The sequence below is a fragment of the Pseudomonas sp. SCPG-7 genome, assembly GCF_002156405.1.
GTDB classification, from domain to species: Bacteria; Pseudomonadota; Gammaproteobacteria; order Pseudomonadales; family Pseudomonadaceae; genus Aquipseudomonas; species Aquipseudomonas parakoreensis.
Genome location: NZ_MVOO01000004.1, coordinates 246,992 through 268,718 on the forward strand (window position 1 = coordinate 246,992; position 21,727 = coordinate 268,718).

At 61.9% G+C, this 21,727-nt stretch carries 19 protein-coding genes; 6 read left to right on the plus strand and 13 right to left on the minus strand.

Features of this window, described 5'->3' with window-relative positions; all coding sequences use genetic code 11:
• Positions 1–55: 55 nt before the first annotated feature.
• Positions 56–976, minus strand: coding sequence for a LysR substrate-binding domain-containing protein (locus tag B1722_RS10550; protein WP_041071969.1), 921 nt, complete (start codon positions 974–976; stop codon positions 56–58).
• Between the two features lie 159 nt (positions 977–1,135).
• On the opposite strand from B1722_RS10550, the gene B1722_RS10555 reads away from it, so the two are divergent.
• Entirely contained in the window at positions 1,136–2,530 is a 1,395-nt protein-coding gene (locus B1722_RS10555) for a NorM family multidrug efflux MATE transporter (protein ID WP_041072180.1), read from the plus strand.
• 70 nt (positions 2,531–2,600) lie between these two features.
• Here the strand turns inward: B1722_RS10555 and B1722_RS10560 are convergent, their stop codons facing one another.
• A complete protein-coding gene (locus B1722_RS10560; protein ID WP_041071967.1) occupies positions 2,601–4,271 on the minus strand; it encodes a bifunctional diguanylate cyclase/phosphodiesterase in 1,671 nt (556 codons plus the stop codon).
• A 254-nt stretch (positions 4,272–4,525) separates the two neighbouring features.
• Between B1722_RS10560 and rep the strand changes: the two genes are divergently transcribed.
• Positions 4,526–6,535 carry a DNA helicase Rep gene (gene rep / locus B1722_RS10565; protein ID WP_027610430.1) on the plus strand — a complete coding sequence of 670 codons (2,010 nt, stop codon included), beginning with the start codon at positions 4,526–4,528 and terminating at the stop codon, positions 6,533–6,535.
• A 57-nt stretch (positions 6,536–6,592) separates the two neighbouring features.
• Complete coding sequence (locus tag B1722_RS10570) at positions 6,593–7,165, plus strand: xanthine phosphoribosyltransferase (RefSeq protein WP_003229440.1); 573 nt, start codon at positions 6,593–6,595, stop codon at positions 7,163–7,165.
• A 138-nt stretch (positions 7,166–7,303) separates the two neighbouring features.
• On the opposite strand, the gene B1722_RS10575 is transcribed toward B1722_RS10570, so the two are convergent.
• From B1722_RS10575 to dadA, 6 genes are all read right to left on the minus strand, one after another.
• Positions 7,304–9,226, minus strand: coding sequence for an acetyl-CoA hydrolase/transferase C-terminal domain-containing protein (locus B1722_RS10575; RefSeq protein WP_086792414.1), 1,923 nt, complete (start codon positions 9,224–9,226; stop codon positions 7,304–7,306).
• A gap of 135 nt (positions 9,227–9,361) precedes the next feature.
• Positions 9,362–9,778, minus strand: coding sequence for a cytochrome c5 family protein (locus B1722_RS10580; protein ID WP_041071964.1), 417 nt, complete (start codon positions 9,776–9,778; stop codon positions 9,362–9,364).
• Between the two features lie 182 nt (positions 9,779–9,960).
• Entirely contained in the window at positions 9,961–10,509 is a 549-nt protein-coding gene (locus B1722_RS10585; RefSeq protein WP_007920393.1) for a cupin domain-containing protein, read from the minus strand.
• An 88-nt stretch (positions 10,510–10,597) separates the two neighbouring features.
• Positions 10,598–11,671, minus strand: a complete 1,074-nt coding sequence (gene alr / locus B1722_RS10590; RefSeq protein WP_041071963.1) for an alanine racemase — start codon at positions 11,669–11,671, stop codon at positions 10,598–10,600.
• A gap of 94 nt (positions 11,672–11,765) precedes the next feature.
• The gene (locus B1722_RS10595) at positions 11,766–12,119 is read right to left on the minus strand and encodes a RidA family protein (RefSeq protein ID WP_041071962.1); all 354 of its coding nucleotides are present in this window, start codon (positions 12,117–12,119) and stop codon (positions 11,766–11,768) included.
• Positions 12,091–13,395, minus strand: coding sequence for a D-amino acid dehydrogenase (gene dadA / locus B1722_RS10600; protein WP_041071961.1), 1,305 nt, complete (start codon positions 13,393–13,395; stop codon positions 12,091–12,093). Before dadA ends, B1722_RS10595 begins: the two co-directional genes overlap by 29 nt.
• 156 nt (positions 13,396–13,551) lie before the next feature.
• On the opposite strand from dadA, the gene B1722_RS10605 reads away from it, so the two are divergent.
• Positions 13,552–14,040 (plus strand): Lrp/AsnC ligand binding domain-containing protein, encoded by a 489-nt coding sequence (locus tag B1722_RS10605; RefSeq protein WP_003177284.1) that lies wholly within the window; start codon positions 13,552–13,554, stop codon positions 14,038–14,040.
• A gap of 142 nt (positions 14,041–14,182) precedes the next feature.
• On the opposite strand, the gene B1722_RS10610 is transcribed toward B1722_RS10605, so the two are convergent.
• The gene (locus B1722_RS10610) at positions 14,183–14,536 is read right to left on the minus strand and encodes a YkgJ family cysteine cluster protein (RefSeq protein ID WP_086792560.1); all 354 of its coding nucleotides are present in this window, start codon (positions 14,534–14,536) and stop codon (positions 14,183–14,185) included.
• Positions 14,537–14,683: 147 nt separating this feature from the next.
• Between B1722_RS10610 and B1722_RS10615 the strand changes: the two genes are divergently transcribed.
• Entirely contained in the window at positions 14,684–15,994 is a 1,311-nt protein-coding gene (locus B1722_RS10615; RefSeq protein ID WP_086792416.1) for an FAD-binding oxidoreductase, read from the plus strand.
• Between the two features lie 141 nt (positions 15,995–16,135).
• On the opposite strand, the gene B1722_RS10620 is transcribed toward B1722_RS10615, so the two are convergent.
• Complete coding sequence (locus B1722_RS10620; protein ID WP_041071959.1) at positions 16,136–16,381, minus strand: DUF1127 domain-containing protein; 246 nt, start codon at positions 16,379–16,381, stop codon at positions 16,136–16,138.
• 179 nt (positions 16,382–16,560) lie between these two features.
• On the opposite strand from B1722_RS10620, the gene B1722_RS10625 reads away from it, so the two are divergent.
• Positions 16,561–18,039, plus strand: coding sequence for a PLP-dependent aminotransferase family protein (locus tag B1722_RS10625; protein ID WP_041071958.1), 1,479 nt, complete (start codon positions 16,561–16,563; stop codon positions 18,037–18,039).
• Here B1722_RS10625 and B1722_RS10630 read toward each other — a convergent pair.
• From B1722_RS10630 to B1722_RS10640, 3 genes are read right to left on the minus strand one after another with little or no spacing between them, the layout of a single operon-like run.
• Positions 17,980–18,516 (minus strand): hypothetical protein, encoded by a 537-nt coding sequence (locus B1722_RS10630; protein ID WP_140396003.1) that lies wholly within the window; start codon positions 18,514–18,516, stop codon positions 17,980–17,982. The genes B1722_RS10625 and B1722_RS10630 overlap by 60 nt on opposite strands.
• Positions 18,513–20,936 carry a fimbria/pilus outer membrane usher protein gene (locus tag B1722_RS10635; protein ID WP_086792419.1) on the minus strand — a complete coding sequence of 808 codons (2,424 nt, stop codon included), beginning with the start codon at positions 20,934–20,936 and terminating at the stop codon, positions 18,513–18,515. Before B1722_RS10635 ends, B1722_RS10630 begins: the two co-directional genes overlap by 4 nt.
• Complete coding sequence (locus B1722_RS10640; RefSeq protein ID WP_041071955.1) at positions 20,936–21,649, minus strand: fimbria/pilus chaperone family protein; 714 nt, start codon at positions 21,647–21,649, stop codon at positions 20,936–20,938. Before B1722_RS10640 ends, B1722_RS10635 begins: the two co-directional genes overlap by 1 nt.
• Positions 21,650–21,727 lie beyond the last annotated feature (78 nt).

A 21,727-nucleotide genomic window follows, 5' to 3' on the forward strand; every position in this document is an offset into this window, starting at 1 on the left:
TTGAGTAAATAGCGGGGTTATGGCGCAAGGCCGGCATTGTGGCGGCTCTAACGTTTCAGCTCAAGCGCTTGACCTGCGGCAGCGACATGGCGCGCACTTCGCCTTGCAGAAAATCACTGAGGCGGCGCAAACGTTCACCTCCCGGACGGGTTTTCGGCCACACCAGGTAGTAATTCAGGCCACTGGCGACGGCAGTCGGCCACGGCAGGCTCAAGCGGCCCTGCGCCACATCCTCGGCGACCATCAGCAGATCCCCCATCGACACCCCATAGCCTCGGGCTGCAGCGATCATGCCCAGTTCGAGGGTATCGAACACCTGCCCGCCCTTGAGCGAGACCTGATCGGACAGCCCCATGTGCTCCAGCCAACTGCGCCAGTCACGCCGGTCCGGGGTCGGGTGCAGCAACTCGGTGGAGGCCAGCCGCGCCACATCCCAGGGTTGATCGTTCAGCAGGTTCGGCGCGCCGACCGGGATCAGTTCTTCGGGAAACAGCAGGCTGGCCTCCCAGTCCGGCGGGAAGTGCCCGTCACTGAGCAGTACCGCGCAATCGAATGGCTCATTGTTGAAATCCACCGAGTCCACGTCCATCCAGGCACTGGTCAGTTGCACTTCGTTGCCCGGTTGCAGATGGCGGAAACGACTGAGTCGCGCCAGCAGCCAGCGCATGGTCAGGGTCGATGGCGCTTTCATGCGCAGGATGTCGTCCTCAGCGCGCAAGGTATTGCAGGCGCGTTCGAGGGCTGCAAAGCCCTCGCGGATGCCGGGCAACAACATCCGCGCCGATTCCGTCAGTTGCAGGTTGCGTCCGCTGCGGTGAAACAGCTTGCAGGCAAAATGTTCTTCCAGCGTCTTGATGTGCCGGCTGACGGCACTCTGGGTGATCGACAACTCCTCGGCCGCCCGGGTGAACGAGCTGTGCCGCGCCGCCGCTTCGAATGCGCGCAGGGCATACAAGGGTGGAAGACGACGGGACATACACAAAGCTCCTTTGGCGGCATCCGGCCACCCCGGCGAGGTTTATTCATGATGAGTTTTAATCATGCCACCCATCCTTTTTATCCTTTTGTGCAAACCCTGCCAAGCGCCGAGAATCGACGGTCTCTTGTTCCCTTTGATTGATGGGTGGTGATGACCATGCAGCATCCTGTGCGTACCGAACTCTGGGCCATCCTGCGGCTGGCGGGGCCGTTGATTGCTTCACAGTTGGCGCACATGCTGATGGTGCTGACCGACACGCTGATGATGGCGCGCCTGAGTCCCGAGGCGCTGGCCGGTGGCGGACTGGGCGCGGCAAGTTATTCGTTCGTGTCGATTTTCTGCATCGGCGTGATCGCGGCGGTCGGCACCCTGGTGGCGATCCGTCAGGGCGCCGGCGACATCATCGGCGCGGCCCGCCTGACTCAGGCCGGATTATGGCTGGCATGGCTGATGGCGCTGGGCGCCGGTCTGCTGCTGTGGAATCTGAAACCGGTGTTACTGCTGTTCGGCCAAACCGAAACCAACGTCCAGGCCGCCGGGCAATTCCTCATCGCCCTGCCCTTTGCCCTGCCCGGCTATCTGAGCTTCATGGCCCTACGCGGCTTTACCAGTGCGATCGGCCGGGCGACGCCGGTGATGGTCATCAGCCTGGGCGGCACCGTGGCCAACTTCCTGCTCAATTACGCGCTGATCACCGGCCTGTTCGGCCTGCCGAAACTGGGGCTGACCGGCATCGGACTGGTCACGGCAATCGTTGCCAACTGCATGGCGCTCGCGCTGGCCTGGCACATCCGCCGGCACCCGGCCTACGACGCTTACCCGCTGCGCGCCGGCCTGTCGCGGCCAAATCGTCAGTATCTGAAAGAACTGTGGCGACTCGGCCTGCCGATTGGCGGCACCTATGCCGTGGAGGTCGGTTTGTTCGCCTTCGCCGCGCTGTGCATGGGGACCATGGGCAGCACGCAACTGGGCGCACACCAGATTGCCCTGCAGATCGTTTCGGTAGCGTTCATGGTGCCGGCGGGGATGTCCTACGCGATCACCATGCGCGTCGGCCAGCACTACGGCGCCGGGCAACTGAGCGATGCACGCATGTCCGGCCGGGTCGGGATCGTCTTCGGTGCAGTGGTAATGCTGGGTTTCGCCATGGTGTTCTGGCTGTTGCCGAATCAACTGGTCGGTTTGTTCCTCGATCACCACGACCCGGCGTTTGCCGAGGTGATCCGCCTGGCGGTGAGCCTGCTGGCGGTGGCGGCATGGTTTGAACTGTTTGACGGTACGCAGACGATTGCCATGGGCTGTATCCGTGGACTCAAGGACGCAAAAACCACGTTTCTGGTCGGCCTCGGTTGCTATTGGCTGATCGGCGCGCCGGCGGCGTGGTGGATGGCGTTCCACCTGCATTGGGGGCCGACGGGTGTCTGGTGGGGTCTGGCGCTGGGTCTGGCGTGTGCGGCGGTGAGCCTGACGCTGGCGTTTGAATGGAAGATGAAGCGGATGATCCGGCTGGAGCCTGTGTCACAGAGGTTTGAGGCCGTTCGCGCAGATTAGGATCAAAAGATCGCAGCCTTCGGCAGCTCCTACAGGGAATTGTGTAGGAGCTGCCGCAGGCTGCGATCTTTTAAACGGCCTCCACAGAAACCTGCTGACTTGAGCCAAACGTCAGGTACTCAACCAACTCCGCCAACGGCAACGGCCGGCTGATCAGATACCCCTGCACCTGGTCGCAGCCAAAGCCGCGCAACAACTCCAGCTGTTCCGGTGTTTCCACGCCTTCGGCCACCACTTCCAGATGCAGGTTGTGCGCGAGGTTGATCATCGCGTGCACCAGTTTGCGGTTCTCTTCGCGCTGTTCCATGCCGCCGACGAAGCTCTTGTCGATCTTCAGCAAGGTGATCGGCAGGCTGTTGAGGTGCACGAACGACGAGAACCCGGTGCCGAAGTCATCCAGCGAGAAACGCACGCCGAGGCGGCCGAGGGCGTCCATGGTCTGTTTGACCAGATCGCTGCGGCGCATCACGGCGGTTTCGGTGAGTTCGAATTCCAGCCACTGCGCCTCGACCCCACGCTCGGCAATCAGCCGACTGAGCGTCGGCAGCAACTGACTGTCCTGAAACTGGCGGAACGACAGGTTGATTGCCATGTGCAGCGCAGGCAGCCCGCGCTCGCGCAGCGCCTGCATGTCACGCAGGGCGCGGGAAATCACCCAGTAACCCAGCGGCACGATCAAACCGCTTTGTTCAGCGAGCGGCACGAATTCGCTCGGCGGCAGCAGACCACGCTCGCCATGACGCCAGCGCACCAGCGCTTCAAGGCCGACGATTTGCCCGTCCGCCAGATTCAGGCGTGGCTGGTAGTGCAACTCCAGCTCATCACGACGCAAGGCCCGGCGCAGTTCGCTTTCGAGGTCGGCCATGCTCCGCGCGTTGCGGTTGATGCGTTCGTTGAAGATATGGAACGTGCAACCCTGGGTGCTCTTGGCCTGCTGCATGGCAATGTGCGCGTGCCACATCAGCGGATCGGCGCCGCCCTGCGCACGGGCGTGGGCGATGCCGAGGCTGGAGCCGATCAACAGGCTTTCGCCATCGACCCAATACGGTTCGGACAAGGCTTCGGTGATGCGTTCGGCCATCCACTCGGCGCGTTGTGGCGCACGGCGGGTGTCGATCAGCAGGGCAAACTCATCGCTGCCCAGGCGGGCCAGCTGATCACCGGCCTCCAACTGACTTTTCAGCCGCGCAACGACCTGCAGGATCAGCCGGTCGCCGGCCTGATGGCCGAGGGCGTCGTTGGCGTGACGGAAGTTGTCGAGATCCAGATGCCCCAGGGCCAGACCGCGACCGTCGTTTTCCGCCAGGCGCGCCGCGAGCAAGGTCTGGAAACCCTGGCGATTGGCGATGCCGGTCAGCGGATCCTGTTCGGCGAGGCGTTGCAGGGTGTTTTCCAGCACGCCGCGCTCACGCACGTGGCGCAGGCAGCGGCGCAGCATGCCGGCGTCGAGCGCGTCGAACACCAGCCAGTCACTGACACCCACCGGCGCGGTGGCGGGTTCGTGCTCCAGCAGCAACACCGTCGGCAGGCTGCAACGGCCCGGGGCCGGCTGCAGCGCGGGAACGGTCAACAACACCGCGTGGCGATTGTCTTCGAACAGACTGCTGACCGACTCCCAGCTCGGCGCGCTGATCAGCACCGCCGCGCTCCCCATCGGAGCCAGACACTCGCGCAATAACGCTGTCCACGCTGGCTCTTCGGCCAGTAGCAGCAAACGCAAGGGTTCGACAGGCGTAGACAAGCTAGCTCCCTAGACTCTGCAATGATGTGGGCGGGGCATTATGCCGTTGCGATGTTCAATGACAACGATTATCAGAACGTTATTTTGTGTCACGAATGAGAACATTAGCCGCAAAATCACCGTGTATCCTCCGCGAAAGTAACAAAACCGGCAAATTTGAATCGCGTGGTGCGTCACAAGTCGGAGAGAGCAGCACAAATCGCTGAGCCTGTTAAAATGCCGGCCCATTTCGTCAACGACTCCCGAATTTTCGTATGTCCCGACTCAATCCCCGGCAGCAAGAAGCCGTGAACTACGTCGGCGGCCCTCTATTGGTGCTCGCCGGCGCTGGCTCCGGCAAGACCAGCGTGATCACCCGCAAGATCGCGCACCTGATCCAGAACTGTGGCATCCGCGCCCAGTACATCGTCGCCATGACCTTTACCAACAAGGCCGCGCGCGAGATGAAGGAGCGGGTCGGCACCCTGCTGCGTGCCGGCGAAGGTCGCGGCCTGACGGTCTGCACCTTCCACAACCTGGGCCTGAACATCATCCGCAAGGAGCATGCGCGGCTGGGCTACAAACCCGGTTTCTCGATCTTCGACGAGACCGACGTCAAAGCCCTGATGACCGACATCATGCAGAAGGAATACGCAGGCGACGACGGCGTCGACGAGATCAAGAACATGATCGGCGCCTGGAAAAACGACCTGATCCTGCCGGCCCAGGCGCTGGAAAACGCGCGCAATCCCAAGGAACAGACCGCTGCCATCGTTTACACCCACTACCAGCGCACGCTCAAGGCGTTCAACGCGGTGGACTTCGATGACCTGATCCTGCTGCCGGTAAAGCTCTTCGAAGAGCACGCCGACATTCTTGAAAAGTGGCAGAACAAGGTGCGTTACCTGTTGGTCGACGAATACCAGGACACCAACGCCAGCCAGTACCTGCTGGTGAAAATGCTCATCGGCAAGCGCAACCAGTTCACCGTGGTGGGCGACGACGACCAGTCGATCTACGCCTGGCGCGGCGCGCGGCCGGAAAACCTGATGCTGCTCAAGGACGACTATCCGTCGCTGAAAGTGGTGATGCTGGAGCAGAACTACCGCTCCACCAGCCGCATCCTGCGCTGCGCCAACGTGCTGATTTCGAACAACCCGCACGAATTCGAAAAGCAACTGTGGAGTGAGATGGGCCACGGCGACGAGATCCGCGTGATCCGCTGCCGCAACGAGGACGCCGAAGCCGAGCGCGTGGCTATGGAAATCCTCAGCCTGCACTTGCGCACCGACCGCCCGTACAGCGATTTCGCGATTCTCTATCGCGGCAACTACCAGGCCAAGCTGATCGAGCTGAAGTTGCAGCACCACCAGGTGCCTTATCGCCTGAGCGGCGGCAACAGTTTCTTCGGGCGTCAGGAAGTGAAGGACCTGATGGCCTACTTCCGCCTGATCGTGAACCCGGATGACGACAACGCCTTCCTGCGGGTGATCAACGTGCCGCGCCGGGAAATCGGCTCCACGACGCTGGAAAAACTCGGCAACTACGCCACCGAACGCAAGATCTCGATGTACGCCGCCACCGACGAAATCGGTCTGGGCGAGCATCTGGACAGCCGCTTCACCGATCGCCTGTCGCGCTTCAAGCGCTTCATGGACAAGGTCCGTGAACAGTGCGCCGGCGAAGACCCGATCTCGGCCCTGCGCAGCATGGTCATGGACATCGACTACGAGAACTGGTTGCGCACCAACAGCTCCAGCGACAAGGCTGCGGACTACCGGATGAGCAACGTCTGGTTCCTGATCGAGGCCTTGAAGAACACTCTGGAAAAAGACGAAGACGGCGAGATGACCGTCGAAGACGCCATCGGCAAACTGGTCCTGCGCGACATGCTCGAGCGTCAGCAGGAAGAAGAGGACGGCGCCGAAGGCGTGCAGATGATGACCCTGCATGCGTCCAAGGGCCTGGAATTCCCTTACGTGTTCATCATGGGCATGGAAGAGGAAATTCTCCCGCACCGCTCCAGCATCGAAGCCGACACCATCGAAGAGGAGCGCCGCCTGGCCTACGTGGGCATCACCCGCGCGCGTCAGACCCTGGCCTTCACCTTCGCTGCCAAACGCAAACAGTACGGCGAGATCATCGATTGCGCGCCCAGCCGCTTCCTCGATGAACTGCCGCCGGACGATCTGGCGTGGGAAGGCAACGACGACACACCGACCGAAGTCAAAGCCGTGCGGGGCAACAGCGCACTGGCTGATATACGCGCGATGTTAAAGCGCTAGAATTGACCACTTTTTACTAGACCTTCGGCGCACAAAGCGCCAAATGAGGACAGCTTCATGGAAGCATTGCACCAGAAAATCCGCGAACAAGGCATCGTGCTTTCCGACCAGGTCCTGAAGGTCGACGCCTTCCTGAACCACCAGATCGACCCGGCCCTGATGAAGCTGATCGGCGACGAATTCGCCACGCTGTTCAAGGATTCGGGCATCACCAAGATCGTCACCATCGAAGCCTCGGGCATTGCCCCGGCGATCATGACCGGTCTGAACCTCGGCGTGCCGGTGATCTTCGCCCGCAAGCAACAGTCCCTGACCCTGACCGAAAACCTGCTGTCGGCGACCGTTTACTCGTTCACCAAGAAGACCGAAAGCACCGTGGCCATCTCGCCGCGTCACCTGACCAGCAGCGATCGCGTGCTGATCATCGACGACTTCCTGGCCAACGGTAAGGCTTCGCAGGCGCTGATCTCGATCATCAAACAGGCTGGCGCCACGGTTGCCGGTCTGGGCATCGTGATCGAGAAGTCATTCCAGGGTGGGCGTGCCGAGTTGGACTCGCAGGGCTATCGCGTTGAATCGCTGGCTCGCGTGAAGTCGCTGAAGGATGGCGTCGTGACCTTCATCGAATAACGGCTGAAAGACGCAAGTACACCGCAATTCCTGTGGGAGCTGGCTTGCCAGCGATGGCGACCTATCCTTCAACATCCACGTTGACTGATACACCGCCATCGCGGGCAAGCCCGCTCCCACAGTTTTTTTTGTCGTTTTTTATTGCGCGGTGGCCTTCAGCCCGGTGAGCAGCAGGCGCTGGAACAGGTCTTCCTTCAAGCCTTCCGGGTTGGTCAGCTGCATACGTTCAAGGTGTTCGGGGAACGTCGAAGCCTCCGGCGCATCCAGCGCAGCCTTGCCCAATTCCAGAATCTCGCTCAGCTTGAACTTGCTCTTCAGCCAGTTCAGCGCTCGCAGCAGATCGCGCTCGATCGCGGTGAAATCACAACCCAGCGGATACTCCGGAAACAGGTTCGGATGCTTTGCGGCAATGGCCTGCAAGCGTTGCGGGGTGTTGTCGGCAAATCGCGGATCGAGGCGGAAGTCCTTCGGCAGCTTGCCGACCTTCTGTGCCTGCTCGATCAACCCCGGCTGGAAGCGCGAATCGCTGATATTGAGCAACGACTCGATCACCACCGCATCGGCCTTGCCGCGCAGGTCGGCGATGCCGTACTCGGTGACCACGATGTCACGCAGGTGCCGTGGAATCGTGCAGTGGCCGTACTCCCAGACAATGTTCGAACTGACCTCGCCGCCGGACTCGCGCCAGCTGCGCAGGATCAGAATCGAGCGTGCATCGTGCAGCGCGTGGCCCTGGGCGACGAAGTTGTATTGCCCGCCAACACCGCTGAGCACCCGCCCGTCCTCCAGTTGATCGGCCACGCCCGCGCCCATCAGGGTCATGGTGAACACGGTGTTGATGAACCGTGCATCGAGGCGCTGCAAGCGCTTGAGCTCTTCCTGACCGTACAGCTCGTTGATGTAGCTGATGCGGGTCATGTTGAATTCGAGGCGTTTGCTCAGCGGCAGCTCGCGCAGGCGCTCATAGAAACTGCGCGGGCCGAGGAAAAAACCGCCGTGTACCGCGATGCCATCGGTCTGCGCCGACTCATCGAGGGTGCCGGCGTTGGCCTGCTCCTGAGTCTGCACGTCGGGGTAGACTTTGCGCCGGATGATCCCGGCATCGGCCAGCACCAGCAAACCATTGACGAACATCTCACTGCAGCCATACAGGCCCTTGGCGAATGGCGCGGTACCGCCCTCGCGTTCGATCAACTGCGCCCATTGGCTGAGATTGATGTCATTGAGCAAGGCTTGGTAACCGGCGTTATCTGCCTGCCGCGCCAGCAGTGCGGCGGTCAGTGCATCTCCCATCGAGCCGATGCCGATCTGCAACGTACCGCCGTCGCGCACCAGCGTACTGGCGTGCAAGCCGATGAAGTGATCCTGAAAGCCCACCGGCATGTTCGGCGTGGAAAACAGCGTGCTGCTGTCCTTTGCGTCGATCAGCAGGTCGAAGGTGTCGATATCGACTTCGGCATCGCCGGGCATGTACGGCAGGTCGGTGTGCACCTGACCCACCAGCAAAATGGTCTCCCCGGCATCGCGGCGCTTGGCGATCATCGGCAGCAGGTCAAGGGTGATGTCCGGGTTGCAGCTCAGGCTCAACCGATCGGGATGTTCGCTGCTGCTGGCAAGTAACTGCGCCACCAGATTGAGGCCGGCGGCATTGATGTCGCGGGCGGCGTGGCTGTAGTTGCTGCTGACGTAATCCTGCTGGGCCGGTGCGCTGTTGAGCAGGCTGCCGGGCTGCATGAAGAACTGTTCGATACGGATGTTGGCGGGCAGGCTGTCGCGGCGCAGGTCGGCGAGAAAATCGAATTCGGGGTAATCACCGAATACACGCTCGACGAAGGGTTCGATGAAGCGCTTCTGCAGACCGTCGCCCAGCGTCGGGCGGCCCAGGCACAGCGCGGTGTACATCGTCAGTTGTCGCTCGGGCAGATCCTTGATGCGCCGGTACAGCGCGTTGACGAAATGATTGGGCTTGCCCAGCCCCAGCGGCATGCCCATGTGGATATGCGCCGGCAAGCGTGCGAGCACCTCGTCCACTGCCTGTTCGATCGAACACAACTGCACCATCTGAAGCCTCCTGCCCGTTCCGTGAATAGAGGTAGACCGAGCTTGCCTCGACTTTGCTGCAAAGGACAGCCCACGTCGCGAATCGCAGGCACAAAAAAACCGTCCGAAGACGGTCTTTTTCGTCAGAAGCGCGGCTTATTTCAGGCCGGACATCTTCTGGATCGCGCCTTTCAACTCGTCATCCGAGCAATCGGCGCAAGTGCCTTTCGGCGGCATGGAGTTGATGCCGGTGATGGCCTTGGCCAGGATGCCGTCGAGGCCGCCCTGATGATCGGCGCGGTCTTTCCAGGCGGCGGTGTCACCGATTTTCGGTGCGCCCAACAGGCCAGTGCCGTGGCAAGCGTTGCAATGTTTTGCAATCACTTCATCCGGGGTCTTCGCACCACCGCCGCCGCCCGCAGAGGCAGCAACTTCCATTCCTTTGCATTCCTGCCCCTGAACGCACACCTGGCCGACCGGCTCGAGGCGCTTGGCAATGTCGTCATTCGTCGCAGCTTGAGCGCTGACAGCCCAGAGGGCCAGTACGGTTGCTGGTGCGGCCAGCATTTTCATAATTAGGTTCACGCGTTCACCCTCAATGGTGGCTATTCACGCCTGCGGCCACGGTTCGCAGGCGGGCGCAAGTATAGCGGGTAGCCCGCCACACTGAAACAACCCCATAGTCGAAGGGGTTATACCGCGCAGTGGAAAAACTCTTCGGATGCCTTCGCCGTCATGGCCTGGCGCCTCTGTGTTTAAAAATTTGCCGGCGTGGCTGCGCTGATTAGTCGCGCAGGCGCGTCGAACGGATTACGGAAACGGTGCGGCTTGGTACTTTCAAAATAGTAGCTGTCGCCGGCTTCGAGAATAAAAGTTTCCAGCCCCACCACCAGTTCCAGACGACCTTCCACCAGAATCCCGGTTTCCTCGCCTTCATGGGTGAGCATTTCTTCGCCGGTATCGGCGCCGGGCGGGTAGATTTCGTTGAGGAATGCGATGGCCCGGCTCGGGTGCGCGCGGCCGACCAGTTTCATGGTCACCGCGCCGTCGGAGATGTCGATCAGCTCGTTGGCCTTGTAGACGATCTGGGTCGGGACTTCCTGCAGGATTTCTTCGGAAAAGAACTCGACCATGGACATGGGAATCCCGCCCAGTACCTTCCTCAGCGAACTGATCGAAGGGCTGACGCTGTTCTTTTCGATCATCGAAATGGTGCTGTTGGTGACGCCCGCGCGTTTGGCGAGTTCACGCTGGGAAAGCCCTTTGAGCTTGCGGATCGATTGCAGTCGTTCACCGACGTCCAAGGCGGGAGCCTCCTGATGTTGTAAGAATATTGAGCGTTATCATGGCGACAGCGTTCAGTATTTACAACACTTGGCCCCCGCAGTGGCCTCAACCCTCGGAATAGAGCCTTGGCACGCGACGCAGGTTGCAGAAGATCTGGTACGGAATGGTGTCCGCCCACTGCGCCACTTCGCTGGCGAGGATGTTCTTGCCCCACAGCTCGACGGTCGAACCGAGGTCTGCTTCCGGCACCTCAGTGAGGTCGATGCACAGCATGTCCATCGACACGCGACCGAGAATCCGGCTGCGTTTACCGGCCACCAGCACTGGCGTGCCGGTCGGTGCCTGACGCGGGTAGCCGTCGGCATAGCCCATGGCGACCACGCCGATGCGCATCGGCTTGTCGGTGATGAATTTGGCGCCATAGCCGATCGGCTCGCCGGCGGGCAATTCACGCACGCAGATGACTTTCGATTCGAGCGTCATCACCGGTTGCAGGCGCTCGGCCACGGCGTTGGCTTCTTCGAACGGGGTTGCGCCATAGAGCATGATGCCCGGGCGTACCCAGTCGCTGGGGATCTGCGGCCAACCGAGCACCGCCGGCGAATTGCGCAGGCTGACTTCGGCCGCTAGGCCCTGACGCGCCGCCTCGAACACCGCCACTTGATCGGCGCTGCTCTGCTCGTGCAATTCATCGGCACGGGCGAAGTGACTCATCAGCACGATCTTCGCCACTTTGCCGCTGGCCAGCAGGCGTTGATAGGCCGCCGCGTAATCCTTCGGATGCAGGCCCACACGGTGCATCCCGGAATCGAGCTTCAACCACACGGTGATCGGTTTGCTCAATGCCGCCTGCTCGATGGCTTCGAGCTGCCACAACGAATGCACCACGCACCAGAAATCATGCTCGACGATCAGCGCCAGTTCATCGGCTTCGAAAATGCCCTCGAGCAACAACACCGGGGCCTTGATGCCCGCCGCGCGCAGCTCCAGCGCTTCTTCGATGCAGGCGACGGCGAACCCGTCGGCCTCGGCTTCCAGCGCCTGGGCGCAACGCACCGCGCCGTGACCGTAGGCATCAGCCTTGATCACCGCCAGCGCCTTGGCGCCGGTGACTTCGCGGGCAATTCGGTAGTTGTGGCGCAGGGCTTCTAGGTCGATCAGGGCACGGGCAGGACGCATGGCGGCAGACTTCTAGGCGGTCATGGGAATAAAAACCGGCGCTGGCTGACGGCGTGAACCGCCAACAGCGCCGGGAGAGGGATCTTTGAAACGGTTACGGCAACGCGGCGACGATGGAAATCTCGACGAGGATGCTCGGCTTGGCCATCTTCGCTTCGACAGTGGCGCGGGCCGGCGCGGCGCCTTTGGGCAGCCACTGATCCCACACCGAGTTCATCCCGGCAAAGTGCGCCTCGATGTCGTTCAGGTAGATCGTTGCCGACAGCAGGTGCTGCTTGTCAGTCCCTGCCAGATCCAGCAAACGCTCGATGTTGGCGAGCACGTCGCGGGTCTGCTGTTCGACCCCGGCGTTGAAGTCATCACCGACCTGACCGGCCAGATACACGGTGCCGTTGTGGGTGACGATCTGACTCATGCGCTCATTGGTGAGCTGGCGCTGGATTGCCATGTTTTGCGGACTCCTGAGGCTTGTTGCCGTAACGGGAAATATCGAGGCCTTCGGCGCTGATCTGCGGCTTTTTCTTCGCCATCAGATCGGCCAGCAAACGACCGGAACCGCACGCCATGGTCCAACCCAGCGTGCCGTGACCGGTGTTGAGGAACAGGTTCTTGAACGGCGTGGCACCCACGATTGGCGTGCCGTCCGGCGTGGTCGGACGCAAACCGGTCCAGAAGCTCGCCTCGGTCAGATTGCCGCCCTGAGGATAAAGGTCGTTGACAATCATCTCCAGGGTTTCGCGCCGACGCGGGTTGAGCGACAGGTCAAAACCGGCGATTTCCGCCATGCCGCCGACGCGGATGCGGTTGTCGAAACGGGTGATCGCGACCTTGTAGGTCTCGTCGAGAATGGTCGAAGTCGGCGCCATGTCCGGGTTGGTGATCGGCACGGTCAGCGAGTAGCCCTTGAGCGGATACACCGGGGCCTTGATGCCCAACGGCTTGAGCAGTTGCGGCGAGTAGCTGCCGAGGGCCAGCACGTAGCGGTCGGCGGTTTCCAGCTTGCCGTCGATCCACACGCCGTTGATGCGGTCGCCAGCGTAGTCGAGGCGCTGGATGTCCTGACCGAAGCGGAATTCCACACCGAGTTTCACGGCCATTTCCGCCAGACGCGTGGTGAACATCTGGCAGTCGCCCGTTTGGTCGTTCGGCAGACGCAAGGCGCCGGCGAGGATATCGGTGACATTGGCCAGCGCCGGCTCGACGCGGGCAATGCCGGCGCGGTCGAGGACTTCAAACGGCACGCCGGATTCTTTCAGCACGGCGATGTCTTTGGCGGCGCCATCCAGCTGCGCCTGGGTGCGGAACAGTTGCGTGGTGCCCAGGCTACGGCCTTCGTAGGCGATGCCGGTTTCGGCACGCAGTTCGTCGAGGCAGTCGCGGCTGTACTCGGACAGACGCACCATGCGCTCCTTGTTCACCGCGTAACGGCTGGCGGTGCAGTTGCGCAGCATCTGCGCCATCCACAGGTACTGGTCGATATCGGCAGTGGCCTTGATCGCCAGCGGCGCGTGGCGCTGCAGCAGCCATTTGATGGCCTTGAGCGGCACGCCCGGCGCGGCCCACGGCGAGGCGTAACCCGGCGACACCTGGCCGGCGTTGGCGAAACTGGTCTCCATGGCCACGGCTGGCTGCCGGTCGACCACCACCACTTCAAACCCGGCACGGGCCAGATAGTAAGCACTGGCGGTACCGATGACGCCGCTACCCAAGACCATTACGCGCATTTTTGTATCCCTCATCGCGGCGGGGCCGCGTACGTCTGTTGTTAGAGCAATGATGCGCGCAGTGTAAAAAAGAATGGCCAGTGCATTTCACTATATAAGCGCCTATATTTGGCGACAATTCTCGGCAAAAACCCTTTTCACGGAGGCGCATCCCCTATGCGTACCAACACTCAGACCAAACGTGAGCTGGACAAGATCGACCGCAACATCTTGCGGATCCTGCAGGCAGACGGGCGCATATCGTTTACCGAACTCGGGGAGAAGGTTGGTTTGTCCACCACGCCGTGCACTGAGCGGGTGCGAAGGCTGGAGCGTGAGGGGATCATCATGGGCTACAACGCCCGCCTGAATCCGCAGCACTTGAAGGGTAGCCTGCTGGTGTTTGTCGAGATCAGCCTCGACTACAAATCCGGCGACACCTTCGAAGAGTTCCGCCGCGCGGTGCTGAAACTGCCGCACGTGCTGGAATGCCACCTGGTGTCAGGGGATTTCGACTATCTGGTGAAGGCGCGGATCTCCGAGATGGCTTCGTACCGCAAGCTGTTGGGCGACATTCTGTTGAAGCTGCCGCATGTGCGCGAGTCGAAGAGTTATATCGTGATGGAAGAGGTGAAGGAGAGTTTGAGCCTGCCGATTCCGGACTGAGATTTGTGCTGCCTGATCCGGCCCCATCGCTGGCAAGCCAGCTCCCACAGGTTCAGTGGTCAACAGATATTCTGCGAACGACAACGATCACTGTGGGAGCTGGCTTGCCAGCGATTGGGTCGACTCAGTTCCAGCAATCGCGCTAAACCAGCACCTGCCGATTCGAAGCCATGTACTCGAAGATCTGCTTTTCCACCCGTGGATGAATCAGCTCCACCGGCCCCCGCCCGTTCGGGCACGGCAGGGTTTTGGTGGTACCGAACAAGCGGCAAATCAGCGGACGCTCGCCATACACCGTGCAACCATTGGGGCTCAGGTGCACACAGTTCAGCTCTTCCATCGCCGCATCCTGTTCGGCGCGGGTCTTGCGCGGCAGACGTGACATTTCTTCCGGGGAAGTGGTCACCGGTCCACAGCAGTCATGGCAGCCGGGCACGCAGTCGAACGTGGGGATCTGCTGACGCAGGTCGCGAAGGGTCTGGCGATTGCAACTCATCGAAACGGTAACCCACATGAAATAGGCGGCAATTGTGCCGCAAAAGCCGTGATCCATACAGCAACGACCGACTAGTGTTGCCCGTGCTCGGGCGTGCGGCTTATGCTCCGTCAAATTTTCTCGACACTCAGCCGCTGGATGACGCCCATGAACGCCCGCGCCCGAACCTTCGCGAGCCAACCCCACGTTGCCTCTTACTACGCCGCCAGCAGCCTGTCGCAGCCCGATCATCCGCAGCTGCAAGGTGAAGTGATGGCCGACGTGTGCGTGGTCGGCGGCGGGTTTTCCGGGTTGAATACCGCGCTGGAACTGGCCGAACGCGGCCTCAGCGTGGTGTTGCTGGAGGCGCACCGGATCGGCTGGGGCGCCAGTGGCCGCAACGGCGGGCAGTTGATTCGCGGGGTCGGCCACGGCCTCGACCAGTTCGCCAATGTCATCGGTGCTGACGGCGTACGCCAGATGAAACTGATGGGCCTGGAAGCGGTGGAAATCGTCCGTCAGCGCGTCGAGCGCTTTCAGATCCCGTGCGATCTGACCTGGGGCTACTGCGACCTCGCCAACAAGCCGGCCGACCTCGAAGGCTTCGCCGAAGACGCCGAAGAGCTGCGCAGCCTCGGCTATCGCTACGAAACCCGTCTGCTGCAAGCCGATGAAATGCACACCGTGGTCGGCTCCAAACGTTACGTCGGGGGCTTGATCGACATGGGCTCCGGGCATTTGCACCCGCTGAACCTGGCGCTGGGCGAAGCCGCTGCCGCACAGCAATTGGGTGTGAAGCTGTTCGAGCAATCGGCGGTGACGCGGATCGATTACGGCACCGAGGTTCGCGTCCACACCGCTCAAGGTTCAGTGCGGGCGAAAACCCTGGTGCTGGGCTGCAACGCTTACCTCAACGACCTCAATCCGCAACTCAGCGGCAAAGTGCTCCCGGCCGGCAGCTACATCATCGCCACCGAGCCGTTGAGCGAAACCCAGGCGCACAGCCTGCTGCCGCAAAACATGGCGGTCTGCGACCAGCGGGTGGCGCTGGATTACTACCGGCTCTCGGCGGATCGGCGTCTGCTGTTCGGCGGTGCCTGCCATTATTCCGGGCGTGATCCGAAGGACATCGGCGCCTACATGCAACCGAAGATGCTCGAAGTGTTTCCACAACTGGCAGGCGTGAAGGTCGACTATCAATGGGGCGGGATGATCGGCATCGGTGCCAACCGATTGCCACAGATTGGCCGACTCAATGACCAGCCGAACGTGTATTACGCCCAGGCCTATTCCGGGCACGGAGTGAATGCCACGCACCTGGCCGGCAAGCTGCTGGCCGAGGCAATCAGCGGGCAGCACAGCGGTGGCTTCGATCTGTTTGCCAAGGTGCCGCACATCACTTTCCCCGGCGGCAAGCATCTGCGCTCGCCGTTGCTGGCGTTGGGGATGTTGTGGCATCGCCTCAAAGAGTTGGTCTGATGTTTTTGCTGCGTCCTTGAAGCCGACATCGCTGGCAAGCCAGCTCCCACAGGTTTTTGCGGCGAATACAAATATTGTGAACACCAAATTACTGTGGGAGCTGGCTTGCCAGCGATGAGGCCCGCCAGAAAAATACAGGTTTCAGATCCGCCAGAACGGCTTCAACCCCTCTTCATTTGCTTGCTCCCGGGTCAACCCGACGTCCTTGAGCTGCTCCGGCGTCAGATTCAAAAGCGCCTTGCGCGTGTGCAGACGATGCCAGAACAGGCCCCAGCGACTCAGGCCGGACGGCGCGTTGCGCATGGCGCTATTCCATGCGCTGTCCTCCTGCCCTGCCGCCAGTTCCTGACTGTGTAACGTCAGCCGCACATCGCTCAAGCCGTTCATTTTTGTCGCTCCTGTTTACTTGGGTAGCCAGAGATTCCATGATGCGCGGGTCGGCAAAAGCATTACAGATTCAACACATCTGTATTAATCCCATACAGATTTGCCGCTTCTGCGTCTGAATCACCGATTTTTGCTGCATCTGTACTGGTTTAATGAATCACCTGCATCGAGGCAGTGCCATGACCCTGTATGTGAACCTCGCCGAGCTGCTCGGCACCCGCATCGAACAAGGCTTCTACCGTCCCGGTGATCGCCTGCCTTCGGTGCGCGCCCTGAGCGTAGAACACGGGGTCAGCCTGAGCACCGTGCAGCAGGCCTATCGCATGCTTGAAGACAGCGGCCTGGCAACGCCGAAACCCAAGTCCGGCTACTTTGTTCCGGTGGGCCGCGAGCTGCCGGAGCTGCCCGCCGTCGGGCGTCCGGCGCAGCGGCCGGTGGAGATTTCGCAGTGGGATCAAGTGCTGGAGCTGATTCGCGCAGTACCGCGCAAGGACGTGGTGCAACTGGGTCGCGGCATGCCCGACGTGACCACGCCCACCCTGAAACCACTGCTGCGTGGGCTGGCACGGATCAGCCGCCGGCAGGACATGCCCGGGCTGTATTACGACAACATCCACGGCACCCTCGAACTGCGCGAGCAGATCGCCCGGCTGATGCTCGATTCCGGCTGTCAGTTGAGCGCCAGCGATCTGGTGATCACCACCGGTTGCCACGAAGCGCTGTCCACCAGCATCCACGCGATCTGCGAGCAGGGCGATATCGTCGCGGTGGATTCGCCGAGCTTCCACGGCGCCATGCAGACCCTCAAAGGGCTGGGCATGAAAGCCCTGGAAATCCCCACCGATCCACTGACCGGCATCAGCCTCGAAGCGCTGGAACTGGCGCTGGAGCAGTGGCCGATCAAGGTCATCCAGATCACCCCCAACTGCAACAACCCGCTGGGCTATATCATGCCGGAGTCGCGCAAACGCGCGTTGTTGACGCTGGCGCAGCGTTTCGATGTGGCGATCATCGAGGACGACGTGTATGGCGAACTGGCTTACACCTACCCGCGACCGCGCACGATCAAATCCTTCGACGAGGATGGCCGCGTGCTGCTGTGCAGTTCGTTTTCCAAGACCCTGGCGCCGGGGCTGCGCATCGGTTGGGTCGCGCCGGGACGGTATCTGGAACGGGTGCTGCACATGAAATACATCAGCACCGGTTCCACCGCGCCACAGCCGCAGATTGCCATTGCCGAATTTCTCAAAGGTGGCTACTTCGAACCGCACTTGCGGAGAATGCGCACGCAATACCAGCGCAATCGCGACGTAATGATCGATTGGGTGACGCGCTATTTCCCGGCCGGCACTCGCGCCAGTCGTCCGCAAGGCAGCTTCATGCTGTGGGTCGAATTGCCGGAGGCTTTCGATACGCTGAAACTCAATCGTGCATTGCATGACCAAGGTGTGCAGATTGCCGTCGGCAGCATCTTTTCCGCGTCGGGCAAGTATCGCAATTGTTTGCGGATGAATTACGCGGCGAAACCGACACCGCAGATCGAAGAAGCGGTGCGCAAGGTCGGCGCGGCGGCGATCCGGCTGCTGGCCGAGTCCGAATCACTCGAGCTGAAACGTACCGTACCCCTCGAAGCGCTGAAGGTCGGCGACACGGCTTGAGGTATCGCTGACGCGGGCTTCGATCTGCAGTTCCACCTCCAGATGGCGCCCGGTGGCGATGCTGCCCGCGCGCTGGTTCACGATGCGATCGCCAGGCTGCAGCAAATCCGCCGCGCCCGTCCGGCCTCCCTCGCGCTGCCATTGCACCGGCGCGCCATCCAGACGCGCCGCCACTATGCGTAGCTGCAAGCGTCCCGCTGCCCACCGATAATCCAGCGCATCGCTGTTCGGGGCAGAAAACGACCAGGTGAACGAACGCGCGACCGGGCATTGAATCCGTAGGTGAACCGTGCGCACCCCAAAACTGCCGTCATTGCCCGACTGCCGGGCGCGCAGCTCCGGCCGCGTCGAAATGCCATAGTCCACAGCGCTCGGTGAGAGCGTCATCTGACAGGCGTCGCTGGCCATGACCGACGTTGCTGCCAGCGCTCCCAGCGTGATCAAGATAAGTCGAAGCATGCGCAATAACTCAGTCATGTGAGGTTCAACGGCTGACAGAGCGCGTCGACAGGCTCGACCAACGCGTGCTCGTCCGGCGCTTCAGCCAGATTGAATTGCAGGTCGCAGTGCGCGCTATCCGACAGTTGCACCCGCAGCAGCTGCCCGGGTTTGATATCCGGAAGAAAGATCGTCCCGGCCTCAAGCACCGTGGTCACGAATGCGCCTTGCCGGTCTTGAACAAGCAAACCACTGGGCAGCCATTGCCGATCAACCGTTCTGGCCTTCAACAGCACACGCCGCACGCGAGTGACGGTGAAATCCAGATGCTGAACCGAGCCGCGCCCGGCCTCCACCTCCTGATAACCGTCGAGCACCTCCACATTGCGCGGCAGGCTCAGTGGGTCGACCTCCAGCCTGGCCGTCGCATAGGGCGGCAGACTCGCCGCTACTGCCCGGCCCGCAACGTCCGTCCACACCGGACCTTGCGGCGTGTACAGCTTCAGACCCGCACGGTCACCAGCCTTGAGCACGGCAAAGGTCTCGCGCAGCGGATACGGCGACAGCGTCACACCGTCGCGATGCAGCGCCATGCCGCCACGCAGGCCCACGTCGAACTCACTTGCGCTGTCACGCTGGTTCAGGCCCAGGTCCACACGGCTGTAATGCGTCAGTGCGTTGACCCGCAATCCCAGCGATGGCGCTGCGGCTTCACGCTGTTCGGCGCTGGCGCTATAAGCCAGGGTTTCACTGAGCACCTCGCTCATCGACACGCCACTGCGCACTCCGGATCGCGGATCGCTGCGCACATAGCTACGAGCCCTGCGCTGCTCACCCAATGGCATCCCGACCGTCAGATAAGCCGAGGTGCCCCGACGCCACGCGTCGACATCGCCGATGCTGCGCTCAAGACTCAACGACAGGCTGATCCGCTCGGGCAACGTCTGCGACCAGGACAAACCCAGGCGCATGTGTGGCGGTTCGTCCACGCTGGTGTAGCGCGACCAGGTCATGCCGAATGCCCCCCAGCGCTCGACAGTACCGTTGAGCGAAAATGTCCAGTGATCGCGCCCGGGGGCCTCGGCGCGTCCCCGCTGCTGGTTCCACCCCATGTCCGACAGGGTGCGAAAGCCCTGACCACGGCGCACCGCAACCACGCTGGTGGACAGATTCGGCGACAACACGGCACTGACGGTCATTTGTAATTGATGCCCTGCAATACCTGTCTCTCGATCACTGGACAGCACCTGGCGCACACCGGTGCTCAGATTGCCCGGCCATTGACGCTGCAGCCCCCAGCCTGCCGACAGGTAGTCCGCCCCACCCAGGATCCCGCCGCTCACGCGCAACGCTCGCGACAGACTCCATTCCCGGCCAAAGGTGGCAAACGATGGCGCCTGACGATCATCCGCACCCTGGCGTCGCACCGTGCCCAGCGCCAGATTGAAGCCGTCGGCGCGATCAAATTGTGAATCCTGCAGGCTGGCTGCCGGGACGCGAAAACGCCGCACTTGCCCTTCCTGCTCGTGCACGCTGACTTCGAGGTCGAGTTGGGTGCTCAACAATGGCAGCGCGCGCAGAGTGAATGGCCCACCGGGAACCCGCGTGGTGTAGATCAGCACGCCGTTCTGTCGGACTTCGATTCGCGAGGGTGACCAGGCAATGCCCTCGACCTCGCCACGCGCGCCCTGCTGTGCCGCGCGCAATTGCGCGAACGCATCCTCCGGCAGAATCTGCACACCGCTGAACGCTTCGCCGGCAAACAAGGGCGACTGCAGGTTCAACTGACCGATCTGCACGCTGGTTTCGTAGTCTTCCAGGGTGCGCATGCCATAGGCATACAGATGCTCGAAGCGCGTACTGTCGGGCAATTGCGTATAGGACTGGCGACTGCGCAAAACCCAGTTGCCAGCGTTCAAGCCAATCTCCGAACCCAGGCTGCGAAAATCGCTGCGCTGCCCCCCTGACTGGCCGCCCATGACCAACGCATCGTAATTGAACACGCCGCCGACACCGCCGTTGGTGAAGGTGTGCGGTTGAGGTCCCGGCAACGCCAGCAGGTCGGTCGGTAGCAGCAGGTCGATCTGCTCCTGGCCGGGATGCAGCTCGACGATGGCCGAGGGCAGACCTTCGCGCAGTGTCAGACACGGGTCGACCGGCGCCGGAGCCGCTTGTGCGCGCACGCCGGCAGCCTTGAGCAAGGCCGGTTGCAGGCACGGCTCGCCCTCGGCATCGAACGTCACGAACACCCGACCTCGAGGCTGTCCATTGACCTCCAGCGCGACCAGACGTGTGCCTTGGGAGAAACGCGGTGCCTGGCGAAAGTACGCTGCCAATGCCGGATCGAGTCCGCGCTCGCGAAGCATCTGCGTATCGAACTCCACCACCTCGCCGGCCAGCGCCACGCCGACACCCTGAGCCATCACCAGCGCCAGTCCCCGACGGGCAGAAGCGCGCATCAATGCGTTACCGGAGCATCGAAGTGATCCACCGCGAAGCCATAGGTGGTGGCCGGGAAAATCCGTACGGCCATGGCCCGCACCGTCGAGCTCAACGGTAACCGGACGGCCAGGCGCTCTCCGGGCAGGATCCAGGTACGCGGCAGCTCCACCACCTGCGTGCCCGGCAGCGGAACAATCGCCTTCGCCAGCCGCACAACGTAAGGACTGGGATTACTGACCAGCAGGCCTTCAGCCGTGGCCGACCAGCTCAGCCGCTTCCATGGCTCGCGCTCGACTGGCAGGCCGGCGGGGCGCAGGATCACCGGCAGGTTTTGCCGAACCCCCAGATTGACCCGGGCGCCGTCGACACCTGTGACAGGATTGATCCCCTCAAAGATCACCCGCTTCAGACGCTCGGTCTGCAACGGTTCGGCGCTCTGCAAAATAAACCGTACCTGCTGCACCGCGCCGGCCTCGACCCGGGCCACCGACGGGCTGAACAGCAACAGCGTCTGATCATGCGGCTCGATGTCTACGACCGTGGTATGCAGCAGGGCCGGACGCGTTTCGGTATTGCGCACGTTCATGGTTGCCTCGCCCACGCCCTCATCCACCACCAGCACAGGGGTCTGCGGCACCATGCCCGCAGCGTGGACGACAGGCATCAAAAGCAGGGCGAGCAGGCACAGTGGCAGCGCCCTGAAGACAGGACGACACATCGAAATCGACATCGGTATTGTTCCGCTGGGAATGGCAACGCCCCCGTCAAAGGGCGCGCCGAAAGAGCGAGAAAGAACCCGGCCATGGCC